Source organism: Cupriavidus sp. D384, from assembly GCF_001652915.1.
Classification (GTDB): domain Bacteria; phylum Pseudomonadota; class Gammaproteobacteria; order Burkholderiales; family Burkholderiaceae; genus Cupriavidus.
Genome location: NZ_BBQI01000024.1, coordinates 193,110 through 208,029, shown reverse-complemented (window position 1 = coordinate 208,029; position 14,920 = coordinate 193,110). Strand labels below are relative to the sequence as shown.

The 14,920-nt window shown below is 67.7% G+C and carries 14 protein-coding genes; all 14 read right to left on the bottom strand.

Annotated elements, in window-relative coordinates; all coding sequences use genetic code 11:
- A partial coding sequence (locus A9J21_RS10230) for an acetyl/propionyl/methylcrotonyl-CoA carboxylase subunit alpha (RefSeq protein ID WP_066734932.1) occupies window positions 1–1,721 on the bottom strand: 1,721 nt, incomplete at its 3' end.
- Between the two features lie 66 nt (window positions 1,722–1,787).
- Window positions 1,788–2,828 (bottom strand): biotin synthase BioB, encoded by a 1,041-nt coding sequence (bioB, locus tag A9J21_RS10225; RefSeq protein ID WP_066734976.1) that lies wholly within the window; start codon window positions 2,826–2,828, stop codon window positions 1,788–1,790.
- A gap of 37 nt (window positions 2,829–2,865) precedes the next feature.
- Complete coding sequence (gene bioD, locus A9J21_RS10220) at window positions 2,866–3,615, bottom strand: dethiobiotin synthase (protein ID WP_066734925.1); 750 nt, start codon at window positions 3,613–3,615, stop codon at window positions 2,866–2,868.
- Entirely contained in the window at window positions 3,612–4,832 is a 1,221-nt protein-coding gene (gene bioF, locus A9J21_RS10215) for an 8-amino-7-oxononanoate synthase (protein ID WP_066734923.1), read from the bottom strand. The genes bioD and bioF overlap by 4 nt, the downstream gene beginning before the upstream one ends.
- A complete protein-coding gene (bioA, locus tag A9J21_RS10210; protein WP_404851362.1) occupies window positions 4,822–6,192 on the bottom strand; it encodes an adenosylmethionine--8-amino-7-oxononanoate transaminase in 1,371 nt (456 codons plus the stop codon). The genes bioF and bioA overlap by 11 nt, the downstream gene beginning before the upstream one ends.
- Before the next feature lie 383 nt (window positions 6,193–6,575).
- Complete coding sequence (locus A9J21_RS10205; RefSeq protein ID WP_066734918.1) at window positions 6,576–7,364, bottom strand: enoyl-CoA hydratase/isomerase family protein; 789 nt, start codon at window positions 7,362–7,364, stop codon at window positions 6,576–6,578.
- Window positions 7,365–7,387: 23 nt separating this feature from the next.
- Window positions 7,388–8,314, bottom strand: a complete 927-nt coding sequence (locus A9J21_RS10200; RefSeq protein ID WP_066734916.1) for a CocE/NonD family hydrolase — start codon at window positions 8,312–8,314, stop codon at window positions 7,388–7,390.
- Between the two features lie 44 nt (window positions 8,315–8,358).
- Window positions 8,359–9,966, bottom strand: coding sequence for a carboxyl transferase domain-containing protein (locus A9J21_RS10195; RefSeq protein WP_066734914.1), 1,608 nt, complete (start codon window positions 9,964–9,966; stop codon window positions 8,359–8,361).
- A gap of 70 nt (window positions 9,967–10,036) precedes the next feature.
- Window positions 10,037–10,471 (bottom strand): YchJ family metal-binding protein, encoded by a 435-nt coding sequence (locus A9J21_RS10190; RefSeq protein WP_066734911.1) that lies wholly within the window; start codon window positions 10,469–10,471, stop codon window positions 10,037–10,039.
- Complete coding sequence (locus A9J21_RS10185; RefSeq protein ID WP_066734908.1) at window positions 10,468–11,154, bottom strand: HAD family phosphatase; 687 nt, start codon at window positions 11,152–11,154, stop codon at window positions 10,468–10,470. Before A9J21_RS10185 ends, A9J21_RS10190 begins: the two co-directional genes overlap by 4 nt.
- Entirely contained in the window at window positions 11,151–11,810 is a 660-nt protein-coding gene (locus A9J21_RS10180) for a 2-hydroxychromene-2-carboxylate isomerase (protein WP_066734905.1), read from the bottom strand. Before A9J21_RS10180 ends, A9J21_RS10185 begins: the two co-directional genes overlap by 4 nt.
- 51 nt (window positions 11,811–11,861) lie before the next feature.
- Entirely contained in the window at window positions 11,862–12,992 is a 1,131-nt protein-coding gene (locus A9J21_RS10175) for an acyl-CoA dehydrogenase family protein (protein WP_066734902.1), read from the bottom strand.
- Between the two features lie 12 nt (window positions 12,993–13,004).
- Window positions 13,005–13,685: an SDR family oxidoreductase gene (locus A9J21_RS10170; protein ID WP_066734899.1), complete on the bottom strand. Its 681-nt coding sequence runs from the start codon at window positions 13,683–13,685 to the stop codon at window positions 13,005–13,007.
- Window positions 13,686–13,728: 43 nt separating this feature from the next.
- The gene (locus tag A9J21_RS10165) at window positions 13,729–14,919 is read right to left on the bottom strand and encodes an acetyl-CoA C-acetyltransferase (RefSeq protein ID WP_066734896.1); all 1,191 of its coding nucleotides are present in this window, start codon (window positions 14,917–14,919) and stop codon (window positions 13,729–13,731) included.
- Window position 14,920 lies beyond the last annotated feature (1 nt).

The following is a 14,920-nucleotide window of genomic DNA, read 5'->3' as shown; positions in this document are numbered from 1 at the left end:
TGCACCTGGCCGTGCGTGCGGCGGGTGCCCAGGTCCACGCGGATGTCGTCGGCGTTGAAGGTGTAGGCGAATGGCGCGGCCTGGTCGGCGTAGATCAGCGTGCTGCGGCGCTGATCCGGTATTGCGCGTGCATCGCCCTTGAGCACCACTTCCAGCTTGTGGCCGGCGCCCTCGAAGTACAGCTTGCGCACGTCGCGCGCGTTCAGGCGCCAGCCGCCCGCGTGGGTCCACGGCGAATGGCGGTCGGCCTCGTCCACGCGGCGCTCGCGCGTCTCGCGCTCCAGCAGCGCGGCCACGGCCAGCGCGATGGCCTCGATACCCACCGACTTCTGCGGCGGGAACAGCACGGTCTGGTTGCGCTCGATCAGGCCCGTGTCGAGATCCGCCGTGCGGAATGCCTCGGACCTGACCAGCCGCTGCAGGAACGCCACGTTGGTCGACAGGCCCACCACGTGATAATGGGACAGCGCCTGCGCCATGCGCGACAGCGCTTCGTCGCGGTCGCGGCCCCAGACGATCAGCTTGGCGATCATCGGGTCATAGAACGGGCTGATGGTGTCGCCCTCGCGCACACCGGCGTCGATCCGCACGCCGGCCGGGCCATGGGCGTCACCGCCACGCATGAACTGCACAGCCGGCGGCGTGCGCAGGAAGCGCAGCGTGCCCGTCGACGGCAGGAAGCCCTTGTCCGGATTCTCGGCGTAGATGCGTGCCTCCAGCGCATGGCCGTCGATCTTGAGCTGGTCCTGCGCCAGCGGCAGCGGCTCGCCGGCGGCCACGCGCAGTTGCCATTCGACCAGGTCCTGGCCGGTGATCATCTCGGTGACCGGATGCTCCACCTGCAGGCGCGTGTTCATTTCCATGAAGTAGAACGAACCGTCCTGGTTGGCGATGAATTCCACGGTACCGGCGCCGACGTAGCCCACGGCCCGGGCGGCGGCCACGGCGGCGTCGCCCATCGCGCGGCGTCGTTCCTCGGTCATGCCCGGCGCCGGCGCTTCTTCGAGCACCTTCTGGTGGCGGCGCTGCACCGAGCAGTCGCGCTCGAACAGGTAGACGCAGTTGCCGTGCGTATCGGCAAACACCTGGATTTCGATATGGCGCGGGCGCGTCAGGTACTTCTCGACCAGCACCTTGTCGTCGCCGAAGCTGGCCGACGCCTCGCGCTTGACCGATGCCAGCGCCGCCTCGAAGCCGTCGCCGGCCTCCACCACGCGCATGCCCTTGCCGCCGCCGCCGGCGCTGGCCTTGAGCAGCACCGGATAGCCGATGCGGTCGGCCTCGCGCCGCAGCAGCGCCGCATCCTGATCCTCGCCGTGATAGCCGGGCACCAGCGGCACCGCGGCCTTTTCCATCAGCTGCTTGGCGGCGCTCTTGCTGCCCATTGCGTGGATGGCATCGGCAGGCGGCCCGATAAAGACCAGCCCGGCCTCGGCGCAGGCGCGCGCGAAGTCCTCGTTCTCGGACAGGAAGCCGTAGCCCGGGTGGATGGCCTGGGCGCCGGTTTCCTTTGCCATCTCGATGATGTGGTCGGCGCGCAGATAGCTGTCGCGCGCGGCCGCACCGCCGATATGCACGGCTTCATCGCAGAACGCGACGTGCCGCGCGTCGGCGTCGGCGTCGGAATAGACGGCCACCGTGCGGATGCCGAGCCGGCGGCACGTGGCCGCCACACGGCAGGCAATCTCGCCACGGTTGGCGATCAGGATCTTGTTGAACATGGCTCCTCCCTTTGTCTCCGGGTCAAGGCGAGCCAGGCTCCTTCAGATCGGCAGGTTGTACGTCGCTTACCCCGCGTAACCTTCGGCGCGGATATCGAGACGTGCCAGCAGGGCGCGGTCGCGCTCGGCTTGCGGATTGCCGGTCGTCAGCAGCTTCTCGCCATAGAAAATGGAATTGGCGCCGGCCATGAAGCACAGCGCCTGCAACGCTTCGTCCATGGCCTCGCGGCCGGCGGACAGGCGCACCATCGCGCGCGGCATCGTGATGCGTGCCACGGCGATGGTGCGTACGAACTCGAACGGGTCCAGCGCTTCGGTGCCCGCCAGCGGCGTGCCCTCCACCTGCACCAGGTTGTTGATGGGCACCGACTCGGGGTACGGGTCCATGTTGGCCAGCTGCGCGATCAGGCCGGCACGCGCCTCGCGCGCCTCGCCCATGCCCACGATGCCGCCGCAGCAGACATTGATACCGGCGTCACGCACATGACCGATGGTGTCCAGGCGGTCCTGGTACGTGCGCGTGGTGATGATCTTGCCGTAGAACTCGGGCGACGTATCGAGGTTGTGGTTGTAGTAGTCCAGGCCCGCGTCCTTCAGGCGCTGTGCCTGTTCGGCCTTGAGCATGCCCAGCGTCACGCAGGTTTCCAGGCCCATCGCCTTCACCTCGCGCACCATGTCGATCACCGGCTCCAGGTGGCGGTCCTTCGGGCTGCGCCATGCGGCGCCCATGCAGAAGCGCGTGGCGCCGTTTGCCTTGGCGGACTTGGCGGCGTCGAGCACGGCTTCCAGGTCCATCAGCTTCTCGGCCGTCACGCCCGCGTCATGGTGCGCGCTCTGCGGGCAGTAGCCGCAATCTTCCTCGCAACCGCCGGTCTTGATCGACAGCAGCGTCGACAGCTGCACGGTGTTGGCGTCGAAATTCTCGCGGTGCACCTGCTGCGCACGGAACAGCAGGTCGTTGAATGGCAGGGCAAACAGCGCGGCCACGTCGTCCACGCGCCAGGCGTCGCCCTCCTTGGGCGCGGCAGCGGCGATGTTGCGGGCCGACTGGCGCAGCGATTCGGCGGAGATGGTGGCGACGGTCTGGGTTTCAGCGATTTGAGTCATGTTCGGGGAATACGTATTCGGTTTCACGATGCGCGGGTCAGGCGTGACGCGGCGCGGCAATGTTGGAGGCTGCAACCGGCGGCATGCTTGCCAGCAGCGGCGCAAGGTCCAGGTGTTGGGCGGCAACGGCTGGCGCCACCTGCCAGGGCAGTTCGCCCAGCATCGGTGCGTCCAGCGCGTCCTGCAGCGTGACGATGTTCTCGGCAGGCAGCAGCATGTCCGGGTCGATGCGGTTGGCGATCCAGCCGGCCAGCCTCAGGCCGCGTGCGCGTACCGCCTCGGCGGTCAGCATCGCGTGGCTCAGGCAGCCCAGCCGCACGCCCACCACCATGATCACGGGCAGGTCCAGCATCGCGGCCAGGTCGGCGGTATTCCACCGCACCGCGCCCACGTCCAGCGGCACGACAAAGCCGCCCACGCCCTCCACCACCACGGCATCGGCCTTGGTGCACAGCGAGTCGAACGCGGCCCGGATCGGCCCGCGCGTGATGCGCTCGCCTTCCAGCGCGGCGGCCAGGTGCGGCGATGCCGGCGTGCGGAAGAAGAACGGGCACATCTCTTCCTGCGGCACGATCACCGAACCCGCCGCACGCAGCTGGTCGACATCGTCGTTCTGCCAGCGGTCATCGAGCCACTCGCCGCCGGCTGCCACGGGCTTCATGCCCACCGTGCTGTAGCCGGCCCCGTACAGGGCGTGCAGCAGCGTGGCGGTGGCGTGGGTCTTGCCCACGCCGGTGTCGGTTCCCGTGACGAAGCAGGCAAAGCGCTCCGGCTTGTTGGCAATCATGCGGCCTCCTTGTGCCGGCGCGGCATGGCGCGGGCGATGGCATCGAGCAGGCGCGCCACGTCGGCGGCCGTATGCGAGGCCGACAGCGTGATGCGCAGGCGCGCCGTGCCAGCCGGCACCGTGGGCGGACGAATCGCGCCCACGCGGATGCCGTCGGCCTCCAGCGCCGCCGACAGCGCCAGCGATGCCGCGTTATCGCCCACGATCAGCGGCTGGATCGCGGTATCGCTGTCGCCCAGCGTCCAGCCCGCCTGCGCGGCCAGCGCCGCCAGGCCCTGGCGCAGTTGCGCGATCAGATCGGCCAGATGGGCGCGCCGGCTGTGCCCTTCCTCGCCAGCGATGATTTCCAGGCTGGTCAGCAGCGCGTGCGCCACGGCCGGCGGCGCGGCCGTCGTATAGATATACGGACGCGCCGTGTTGACCAGGTGTTCGATGACCGTCTCGTGCGCCGCCACGAAGGCACCGGCCACGCCGGCGGCCTTGCCCAGCGTGCCGATATAGACCAGCCGTTCGGAGCGCAGGCCCAGGTGCTCCAGCACGCCATGGCCGTTGCCGCCCAGCACGCCAAAGCCGTGCGCGTCGTCGACGATGATCCATGCGTCGTGGCGCTCGGCCAGCGCCAGCAGCGCGGCCAGCGGTGCCAGGTCGCCGTCCATGCTGAACACGCTGTCGGTGACGATCAGCTTCAGCTTGTCCTGGCTGGCCTGCAGCAGCGCATCCAGCACCTGCGTGTCGCCATGCGGATAGCGCTGCACGTCGGCCTTCGCCAGACGCGCGCCATCGATCAGCGATGCATGGTTGAGCGTCTCGCAGAACAGCGTCGCATCGGCCGTGCCCAGCGATGTCAGCACCGCCAGGTTCGCCATGTAGCCCGTGCAGAAGTACAGCGCCTGCGCCTGCGGGATATATGGCGCCATCCAGCGTGCCAGTTCGTGCTCCAGCTGGGCATGGGCCAGCGAGTGGCCGCTGACCAGGTGCGACGCGCCACTGCCGGCGCCGTAGCGGTGCGCGCCGTCGGCCAGCGCGTGGGCGATCGACGCGTGATTGGCCAGGCCCAGGTAGTCGTTGCTGCAGAAGGTCAGCAGCGGGGTGGGCGTGGCATCGACGGCGCCGACCGACTGGTGCGGGGCGCAGGCGGTATGGGCGATGCGCCGGCGGCGCGTCAGCGCCTCGGTTTCACGCGCCGCAGCGGCGCGTTTCAGGTGGTCAAGCAGCATGGCGTGCCTCCTCGTCAGGTGCCAGTACTGCCTGCAGCGTGACCAGCAATTGCTCGCCGAGCCAGTTGGCCAGCGCGGCGTCGAATACATAGGGCGGCATCACGTACAGCGTGTTGCCGATCGGCCGCGCCAGCACGCCGCGCTCGCGTGCGGCAAGGTGGAAGCGCGCCGCAAAGTCAGGGCCGGCGGCCTCGGGGTCGATATCGGCAGCCCAGATCATGCCGCACTGGCGCACGTGGCTTACGCGGGGGTCTGCGGCAATGCCGGCCATCGCTTGGGCCAGCCATTGGGCGCGTTCGCGGTTGCGGGCCAGCACGTCGTCCGATGCGAACAGGTCCAGCGTAGCCAGTGCCGCACGGCAGGCCAGCGGGTTGCCCGTGTACGAATGCGAATGCAGGAAGCTGCGCGCGATGTCGTCGGCCACGAAGGCGCGCTGGATTTCCGGGCGCGACAGCACCAGCGACAGCGGCAGGTAGCCGCCCGTGATGCCCTTCGACAGGCACAGGAAATCGGGCCAGGCATGCGCCGGGACAGGCTCGCCGCCGCGCGCCTGTTCCCACGCGAAGAATGTGCCGGTGCGGCCGCAGCCCACGGCGATCTCGTCGGCGATCAGGTGCACGCGATAGCGGTCGCACAGCGCACGGGCACCTTCCAGATAGGACGGGTCGTACATTGCCATGCCGGCGGCGCCCTGCACCAGCGGCTCGACGATCAGCGCGGCGATCTGGCCCGCGCGCTCGCGCAGCAGCGCTTCGAGTTCGGCCAGCGCGCGGGTTGCCACACCGGCGGCTGACTCGCCGCGACCGGCCTGGCGCGCATCGGGCGACATCACCACATGGGCGCGGCGCGTCAGCGGGTCGTAGGCATCGCGGAAGATCTCCACGTCGGTCACGGCCAGCGCGCCCACGGTTTCGCCGTGGTAGCCGTGGCGCAGGCACACGAACTCGCGCTTGGCCGACAGGCCCGTGTTGCGCCAGTAGTGGAAGCTCATCTTGAGCGCGATTTCCACTGCCGACGCGCCGTCAGACGCATAGAACGCATTGCCCAGCACGCCGCCGGTCAGCGCTTCGAGCCGCTCGGCCAGTTCCACGGCCGGCGCGTGGGTGCAGCCGGCCAGCATCACGTGCTCGAGCGTGTTCAGTTGCGCGACCAGCGCGGCGTTGATCGCCGGGTTGGCATGGCCGAACAGGTTGACCCACCACGAGCTGATGGCGTCGAAATAGCGGCGGCCATCGGTATCGATCAGCCACGGCCCTTCGCCACGGGCGATAGCCAGCGGCGGCTCGTTGTCGGCCGCGTCAGGGCGCAGGCGCGTGCACGGATGCCAGACGGCCTGCTGGCTGCGTGCCGCAAGCGTCATGTCATCGACGGCGGCGCCGGCGGGATTGGGGACAGGATGTGTCAAGGGGACCCTCCTTTGATTGCCAGGTCCGCCCATGCCGGCGCCAGTCACGGCAAGGCCGGGACGCGCTGGGGCTGCGGGCGGATTGGGGAGGCTCATGTTAGGAAGGTCCGTCTTGTCTTGGCAAACCGGGCGCCGTCAGCGCGTTAGCATCAGATTGAGCGAAATAGCGCGATGTTGCCGGCTGCCGTGCCGCGCATGGCACCTGGAGTCGCGCTTCTCGCGGGTAACGTCTGGCAAATGTCTGCTAAAAATTGTGTGGCGGCCGCCGTCTTTGCAAGCTTCTGGTTGCGCCCCTCTCCCGCGAGTGGGAGAGGGGCGCAGATCTCCAGCATCCCGCGCTACTGCGGTTTCCACGATGGCGCGCGCTTTTCCAGGAACGACCGCACGCCCTCGCGCCCTTCGTCAGACGCGCGGATCGCTGCGATCCGGTTGGCGGTATCGGCCAGCAGGTCGCTGTCGATCTCGCGGCCTGCCACATCCTGCACCAGCCGCTTGCTCTCGCGCACGGCATTGGGGCTGTTGCCCGCCAGCGTGGCGGCGATCTCGGCCACCTTTTCATCCAGGTCCTGCGGCGGCACCACCGCGTGCAGGAATCCCACGCGCAGCGCCTCGGCGGCATCGAACCGCTCGGCGGTAATGAAATAGCGGCGCGCCGCCTGCTCGCCCATCGCGCGGATCACATAGGGGCTGATCGTGGCGGGCAGCAGGCCCAGCTTTGCCTCGGACAGGCAGAAGTTGGCCGTGGCCGACGCCACCGCGATATCGCAGGCCGCCACCAGCCCCATGCCGCCGGCGTAGGTATCGCCCTGGACCCGCGCGATCACGGGCTTGGGGCAGACCCAGACCGTGTGGAGCATCTGCGCCAGCGTCAGCGCATCGGCACGGTTCTCGTCGTCCGAGTAGCCGGCCATCTTCTTCATCCAGTTCAGGTCGGCGCCCGCGCAGAACGCGGGGCCATTGCCGGTCAGCACGATGGCCCGCACCTCGGGCGTGTCACCCAGCGCCCGGAAGGCGCCGGTCAGTTCGGCGATGACCGTCTCGTTGAACGCATTGCGCACATCGGGCCGGTTCAGCGTGACCGTGGCGATATGGCGCTCGGCGGTCACTGAAAGCGTGGTGAATTGCATGTCTCCTCCTGGTTCCTGGATTGTCAGGATGTCTGGCCGGCGGTCTTCGCTCTGGCGGGCTGGGTCCGTTCGGGGACCTCGTCGAACGGCAAGCCCAGGTGCCGGAAGAACACGTCCACCTCTGGCAGCCACACGGCCACGCCGGCGCGGTTGCTGAACAGGCGGTGCGAATCGCCGTCGAATTCGCCCACGTCGACGAAGCGCGCATCCTTTGCCGCTCCGCTGGCGTTGGCCTTGTAGCTGTTGAACATGCGCTCGGGCAGCGGCCACGGCCAGTAGCTGTCGTTGTCGCCGTAGACCCACAGCGACGGATAGCGCGCCCCGCGCCCGTAGTCACCGAATGCGTCGATCAGGTTGTTCTCCCAGCCCACGCAGTTGTCGTTGCGCAGGCCGCCCGCGAAATTGACCACACCCACCACACCGGGGTAGCCGATGGCCGACAACGCCATGGTCGACAGGCCGCCATGCGACTGGCCGATGACGACGATGCGCGTGGCATCGACATAGGGCTGCTGCACCAGGTAGTCCAGCACCGCCACCACGTCTTCGGCCTGCATCATGCCGTTGCCGCGCACGTCGCAGCTGCCGCCCACGTACTGCCCGCCCGACTTGGAAAACCCCTGCCGCATCGGCAGCGCCACCACATAGCCGCGCCGCACGAACTCGGCCGTCTGCGCGGCAAATCGCGCACGGCCCTGGAACGCGGGCTTGCCCGGCGACTTGCCGTGGTTGATCACCACCATCGGGAACGGCCCTTCGCCGGCCGGCCGGAAGATCGTGGTTTCCAGGTCGACGGTGGTTTCCATCCCCACCTTCGGCACCATTACCACCTGCTCGACCGACTGCGCCGGCATCGCCACCTGCGCGATGGCCGGCCCGCACCACACGATGCAGGCCAACGCGGCCAGCGCAACCACTGCGCGGCAGGTGGTGGGAACAACACGGGACATGACAACAACCAACCTTCCAGAAAAAACAATCAAACAAGAAAAAACTACATGCGGAATACGCCGAACTTCATGTCGCCGATCGGCGCATTGAGGCTGGCGGAAAGACCGAGGCCCAGCACCGTGCGGGTCTGCGCCGGGTCGATGACACCATCGTCCCAGAGCCGCGCGCTGGCGTAGTACGGATGCCCCTGGCGCTCGTACTGGTCGCGGATCGGGGCCTTGAATGCTTCTTCCTCGTCGGCGCCCCATTGGCCGCCCTTCGACTCGATGCCGTCGCGGCGCACCGTGGCGAGCACGCTGGCCGCCTGCTCGCCCCCCATCACCGAGATGCGCGCGTTCGGCCACATCCACAGGAATCGGGGCGAATAGGCGCGGCCGCACATGCCGTAGTTGCCGGCGCCGAACGACCCGCCGATGATCACCGTGAACTTGGGCACCTGGGCGGTGGCCACGGCCGTCACCATCTTGGCGCCGTTGCGCGCGATGCCTTCGTTCTCGTACTTGCGGCCCACCATGAAGCCGGTGATGTTCTGCAGGAACACCAGCGGGATCTTGCGCTGGCAACACAGCTCGATGAAGTGCGCGCCCTTCAACGCCGACTCCGAGAACAGGATGCCGTTGTTGGCGATGATGCCCACCGGGTAGCCCCAGATCCGCGCAAAGCCGCAGACCAGCGTGGTGCCGTAGCGCGCCTTGAATTCGTCGAATTCCGATCCGTCGACGATGCGGGCGATGACCTCGCGCACGTCATACGGCTTGCGCGTGTCGGTAGGAATCACGCCATAAAGCTCTTCCACCGGATACAGCGGCTCCTGCGGTTCGTGCAGGCGGATCTGGTCCGGCTTGCGGCGATTCAGGTGCTGCACGATATTGCGGGCCAGGCTCAGCGCATGATGGTCGTTCTGCGCGAAGTAGTCGGCCACGCCAGACAGCCGCGTATGCACGTCGGCTCCGCCCAGGTCCTCGGCGCTGACTTCCTCGCCCGTGGCCGCCTTCACCAGCGGCGGGCCGCCCAGGAAAATCGTGCCCTGGTTCTTGACGATGATCGACTCGTCGCTCATCGCCGGCACATAGGCGCCGCCGGCCGTGCACGAGCCCATCACCACGGCGATCTGCGGAATGCCCTTGGCCGACAGGTTGGCCTGGTTGTAGAAAATGCGGCCGAAATGATCGCGATCCGGGAACACGTCGTCCTGGTTCGGCAGATTGGCGCCGCCGGAGTCCACCAGGTAGATGCACGGCAGGTTGTTCTGCTCGGCGATCTCCTGCGCGCGCACATGCTTCTTGACTGTCATCGGGTAGTAGGTACCGCCCTTGACCGTGGCGTCGTTGCAGACGATCACGCACTCCTGGCCGGCCACACGGCCGATGCCGGTGATGACGCCAGCGCCGGGGGCCGCATTGTCGTACATGTCGTACGCGGCCAGTTGCGACAGTTCCAGGAACGGCGTGCCCGGATCAAGCAGCTGCTGCACGCGGTCGCGCGGCAGCAGCTTGCCGCGGCCCAGGTGCTTGGCTCGGGCATCCTCGCCGCCGCCTTCGGCCAGCTTCGCGATCTTCTGCCTGAGGTCGGCCACCAGCGCCTGCATGGTCTCGGCATTGGCCTTGAACGATTCCGAGCGTGCGTTCAGTTTGGTTTCCAGCGTGGGCATGTCTCTTCCTGTGTTCTCTTGCTTGTCGTGCCAATTCAGCCGGGATCGTGCGCCGCGCGGGCGCCGCACGTCATTCCTGTCCTTCCTGTTCCTTCAGGTCGCCATCCACGTAGAGCCAGCGGGCCGGCGTGCCAGGCTCGCGCGGCTCGAAGACAAAGCGGCTCAGCTCTTCCAGCCGGTGGGCGCGCCCGCCCACCTTGTAGCGCGCCACGAAGGCCACCGTGGCGTGTGTGTCGTCCTGTTGCACGTGGGACTTCACCGTCAGCCCGAGCCACCGCGTACCGGCATCGGCCGACAGGTCCTGCGGACACGTCGACACATGCCAGGTCTGCCGCAGCCAGCCTTCGTCGCCCAGCACATAGGCGCTGTAGCGCGAACGCATCAGCGCCTCGGCCGTGGCCGGCACCGCCTCGCCACGGTGAAAGCGGCCGCAGCACGTGGCATAGGGGCCATTGCCGCAGGGGCAAGGTTCCGCGCTGGCACCGGACTGGCGCTTTCTGGTCATCCGATCAGCTCCGGCAGGTTGCGCATGTCGGTGAAGAGGGTCTTGACGCCCACCGCACGCAGTTCGTCGGCATCGGTGCGCGCGGCATAGCCAAACACGGTCATGCCCGCGGCCACGCCGGCGGTGGCGCCGGTGGGGCTGTCTTCCACCACGGCGCAGCGCGACGGCTCCACGCCCATCGTGCGCGCGGCCAGCAGGTAGACGTCCGGTGCGGGCTTGCTGTGCTCGACCTCGGTGGCCGAGAAGATATGCTCGCGCTGGTCTTGCGGGTCGACGAACAGCCCCAGCAGGTCGGTATGCGTCAGCTGCAGCTTGACCTTGATACGGTCCGCGCCCGATGCCACGCACACCGGCAGGCCACGCGCCTTGATCGCTTCGATGGTCTGGCGGATATGCGGCACGGCTTCCAGTTCCTCGATCAGCGCGGCGTCGCGCCGCACGAACCATTCGGACAGGAAGTTGCGCGGCAGCGGCTTGCCGAGACGCGCCTCGATATTGCCCAGTTCGTCGCGCACCGCACGGCCGAGGAACCACTTCATGGATTCCTCGAGCGTGATCTCGATGCCAAGCTCGTTGAGCACGCGGTTCAGCACGCGATGGACGATCGGCTCGCTGTCGACGAGAACCCCGTCACAGTCGAAGATCACGCAATCGAAGCGTGCGGCCTGGTTTGCTGCGGTCATGCGGGTTTCTTTTCCTTGTTGAGTTCGTTGCCGCCGACGGCGCGCAGTTCGGTCTGCCGCCGGCTCTTCAGGTGGGCCTCGATCTGCTCGAAGCGGTCGAAGCCCCAGAACGGTTCGCCGTCGATGATCACGAACGGCGAGCCAAAGACGCCCTTGGCCATCGCCACGTCGATCTCGGCCTTCAGCTGGTCCTTGATCTGGTAGCTCGTGGCGCCCTCGTTCATTGCCACCGGGTCGACGCCCAGGGCCTCGGCCAGCTTCGCCAGCTCGGCCGGCTCGGCGATGTTCAGGTCGTCGACGAACAGCGCGCGGTACACGGCCTTGGCGAACGCGGCGGCCAGGTCGGCGCCGTGATGGTTCTGCAGCCACAGCATGGCGCGGGCGGCGTGCTGCGTCGGCAGCGGGAAGTGCGTCGGGCGCTTGTAGTCGATGCCGTGGAACTGCGCGGTGCGCTCGAAATCGCGCCAGCAATACTCGCCCTTGAGCGGGATCGACGGCAGCGGCGACGAGCCGGTGGTCTTGAACACCACGCCCAGCAGCACCGGATGCCACATCACGCCGCGGCCGTACTTCTGGGCCAGCTCGTCGATGCGGGTGCTGGCAAAGTAGCCGTAGGGCGAGGAAAAGTCGAAGTAGAAATCGATCGGTGCGGTCATCGCGAGGGACTCCGGTTCGGGTGCGACGGTTTCAGGGGAACGTCTGGTCTGTCATCCAAGCGCGCGGGCGATCAGGATCTTCTGGATGTCGCTGGTACCTTCGTAGATCTGGCACACGCGCACATCCCGATAGATCCGTTCGACCGGGAAATCGTTCACATAGCCGTAACCGCCGAACACCTGGATCGCGTCCGAGCATACGCGCTCGGCCATTTCGCTGGCGAACAGCTTGGCCATGGCGGCCTCCTTGAGGCAGGGCCGGCCGGCGTCCTTGAGCGAGGCGGCGTGCCAGACCATCTGCCGCGCCACGTCGATCTGCGTCGCCATGTCGGCCAGGCGGAACTGCACGGCCTGGTGCTGGAACAGCGGCTGGCCGAAGCTTTCGCGCTCCTTGGCATAGGCCAGCGCAGCCTCGAATGCGGCGCGCGCCATGCCGATGCTCTGCGACGCAATGCCGATACGGCCGCCTTCGAGCCCCGACAGTGCCATCTTGTAGCCCGCCCCTTCCTCGCCCAGCAGGCAGTCGGCAGGGATACGGCAGTCCTCGAACACGATCTGGGCGGTGTCCGACGAATGCTGCCCGAGCTTGTCTTCCAGGCGGGCCACGATATAGCCGGGCGTGGACGTCGGCACCACGAAGGCGCTGATGCCGCGCTTGCCGGCTGCCTTGTCGGTCACCGCCATCACGATCGCCACATCGGCATGCTTGCCGCTGGTGATGAACTGCTTCACGCCGTTCAGCACGTAGTGGTCGCCATCGCGGGTGGCCGTGGTGCGCAGCGCCGAGGCGTCGGAACCGACATGCGGCTCGGTCAGGCAGAACGCGCCAAGCATCTCGCCACGGGCCAGCGGCACCAGCCAGCGCTGCTTCTGCGCGTCGCTGGCAAAGGCCATCAGCATGCTGCAGACCGGGCAGTTGTTGACGCTGATGACGGTGGACGTGCCGCCGTCGCCTGCCGCGATCTCTTCCAGGATCAGGGCCAACGACAGGTAGTCGAGCCCGGCGCCGCCCAGTTCCTCGGGCACGGCCACGCCGTAGGCGCCCAGGCGTGCCAGTTCCTTGTGCACGTCCTTGGGGAAGGTCTTGTCACGGTCCCACTGCGCGGCCTGCGGCGCAATGACGTCCTGCGCAAACTGGCGCACGGCGTCACGGATCATTTCCTGCTCGGGGGTCAGCAGCATGAGCGTCGGTCCTTACCAGGGGATAGCCGTGCCATCGTAGTTGTGGAAGCTGCCGTTGTCGTTGTGCGTCAGGCCGGCCAGCGTGCGGCGCATGCCGGTCACGCTCTGCTGCGGCGTCAGGTCGGCGTTCGGGCCGCCCATGTCGGTCTGCACCCAGCCCGGATGCAGCGCCACGCAGATCGCATGGCGCGCGTCCAGCGACACGCTCTTGAGCACCGCGTTGGCCGCCGCCTTGCTGATGCGATACATCCATGCGCCGTTGCTGTCCATCCCGCCGATACTGCCCATCTTCGATGACAGTACGGCCAGCACGCCGCCGCGGCCGTGATTGCCGGTCTCGACGAACGGCAGCACCAGTGGCAGGGCCATCATCGGCCCCAGCACATTGGTGTGCATCACGGCGTCGAAGTCCTGCTGCGCGATGGGCTGCGCGCCTTCGGTACGCGGCCCGATCACGCCGGCGTTGTAGATCGCCACGTCGAACGACTCGCCATCGAGCTTCCAGCCCAGGCCCGCCACCGCACCGGCGTCGGTCAGGTCGATCTGGTGGGCTTCGGCGCCCAGCGCCTTGAGCGCCTCCACGCCTTCGGCGCTGCGCGCGGCGGCTACCACGCGCCAGCCGTCGGCGCGGTACTGCCGGACGAATTCAAGGCCCAGACCTCGGGAAGCACCAAGAACGAGCGCGGTAGGCATGGCGAAACTCCTGCTTGTTGTCGTGTGTGGTGGTCAGTGCCGATCAGACGATCTCGATCCCGACAGCGGTGGCTTCGCCCCCGCCGATGCAGAGGCTGGCGACGCCACGCTTGCCGCCCGTCTTGCGCAGCGCGCCGATCAGCGTGGTCATGATGCGCGCGCCCGACGCCCCGATCGGATGGCCCAGCGCGCAAGCGCCGCCATGGATGTTGACCTTGTCATGCGGAATCTTGAGGTCGTGCATGGCGGCCATCGGTACGACGGCGAACGCTTCGTTGATCTCGAACAGGTCCACGCTGTCGGTGGTCCAGTCCAGCTTGCGGTACAGCCTGGCGATGGCCTCGACCGGCGCGGTCGTGAACCAGCCCGGCGCCTGTGCGTACGACGTATGGCCCAGCATGCGCGCGATCGGCACCAGGCCCAGTTGCTTCGCGGTGGATTCGCGCATCATCACCAGCGCGGCGGCGCCGTCGTTGATCGACGAAGACGATGCGGCGGTGATCGTGCCGTCTTTGGCAAAGGCCGGCTTCAGCGACGGGATCTTGTCCACCTTGATGCGGCGCGGACCTTCGTCGGTGTCGATGACCGTGTCGCCGCCCTTGCCCGACACCGTGACCGGCGTGATCTCCCAGCGGAAATCGCCGGCCTCCGTGGCGTGCTGGGCGCGGCGCACCGACTCCATCGCAAAGGCATCCTGCTGCTCGCGCGTGAACTGGTATTTGGCGGCACAGTCCTCGCCGAACGTGCCCATGGCGCGGCCCTTGTCGTAGGCATCCTCCAGGCCATCCAGCATCATGTGGTCGTAGATCATGCCGTGGCCGATACGGTAGCCGCCACGGCCCTTCGGAATCAGGTACGGCGCGTTCGTCATGCTTTCCATGCCGCCCGCCACGGCGATATCGAACGAGCCGGCCAGCAGGCCGTCGTAGACCGACATGGCCGCCCGCATGCCCGAGCCGCACATCTTGTTGACCGTGGTACAGGCCACGTCCAGCGGCAGCCCCGCGCCCAGCGCGGCCTGCCGCGCTGGCGCCTGGCCCTGTCCGGCAGGCAGCACGCAGCCGAATACCACTTCCTGCACCTGCTCCGGCTTGATACCGGCACGCTCCACGGCGGCGCGGATGGCGGCGGCGCCAAGCTGCGGCGCCGTCAGACTGCTCAGTTCGCTCTGGAACGCACCCATCGGGGTGCGTGCGGCGGAAACGATGACGATCGGGTCGTTCGGATTTTGCATG

Coding starts and splice junctions, on each gene's coding strand:
- bioB (WP_066734976.1), bottom strand. CDS start 2,828: ATGACTCAAATCGCTGAAACCCAGACCGTCGCCACCATCTCCGCCGAA.
- bioD (WP_066734925.1), bottom strand. CDS start 3,615: ATGATTGCCAACAAGCCGGAGCGCTTTGCCTGCTTCGTCACGGGAACC.
- bioF (WP_066734923.1), bottom strand. CDS start 4,832: ATGCTGCTTGACCACCTGAAACGCGCCGCTGCGGCGCGTGAAACCGAG.
- bioA (WP_404851362.1), bottom strand. CDS start 6,192: ATGACGCTTGCGGCACGCAGCCAGCAGGCCGTCTGGCATCCGTGCACG.
- A9J21_RS10205 (WP_066734918.1), bottom strand. CDS start 7,364: ATGCAATTCACCACGCTTTCAGTGACCGCCGAGCGCCATATCGCCACG.
- A9J21_RS10200 (WP_066734916.1), bottom strand. CDS start 8,314: ATGTCCCGTGTTGTTCCCACCACCTGCCGCGCAGTGGTTGCGCTGGCC.
- A9J21_RS10195 (WP_066734914.1), bottom strand. CDS start 9,966: ATGCCCACGCTGGAAACCAAACTGAACGCACGCTCGGAATCGTTCAAG.
- A9J21_RS10190 (WP_066734911.1), bottom strand. CDS start 10,471: ATGACCAGAAAGCGCCAGTCCGGTGCCAGCGCGGAACCTTGCCCCTGC.
- A9J21_RS10185 (WP_066734908.1), bottom strand. CDS start 11,154: ATGACCGCAGCAAACCAGGCCGCACGCTTCGATTGCGTGATCTTCGAC.
- A9J21_RS10180 (WP_066734905.1), bottom strand. CDS start 11,810: ATGACCGCACCGATCGATTTCTACTTCGACTTTTCCTCGCCCTACGGC.
- A9J21_RS10175 (WP_066734902.1), bottom strand. CDS start 12,992: ATGCTGCTGACCCCCGAGCAGGAAATGATCCGTGACGCCGTGCGCCAG.
- A9J21_RS10170 (WP_066734899.1), bottom strand. CDS start 13,685: ATGCCTACCGCGCTCGTTCTTGGTGCTTCCCGAGGTCTGGGCCTTGAA.
- A9J21_RS10165 (WP_066734896.1), bottom strand. CDS start 14,919: ATGCAAAATCCGAACGACCCGATCGTCATCGTTTCCGCCGCACGCACC.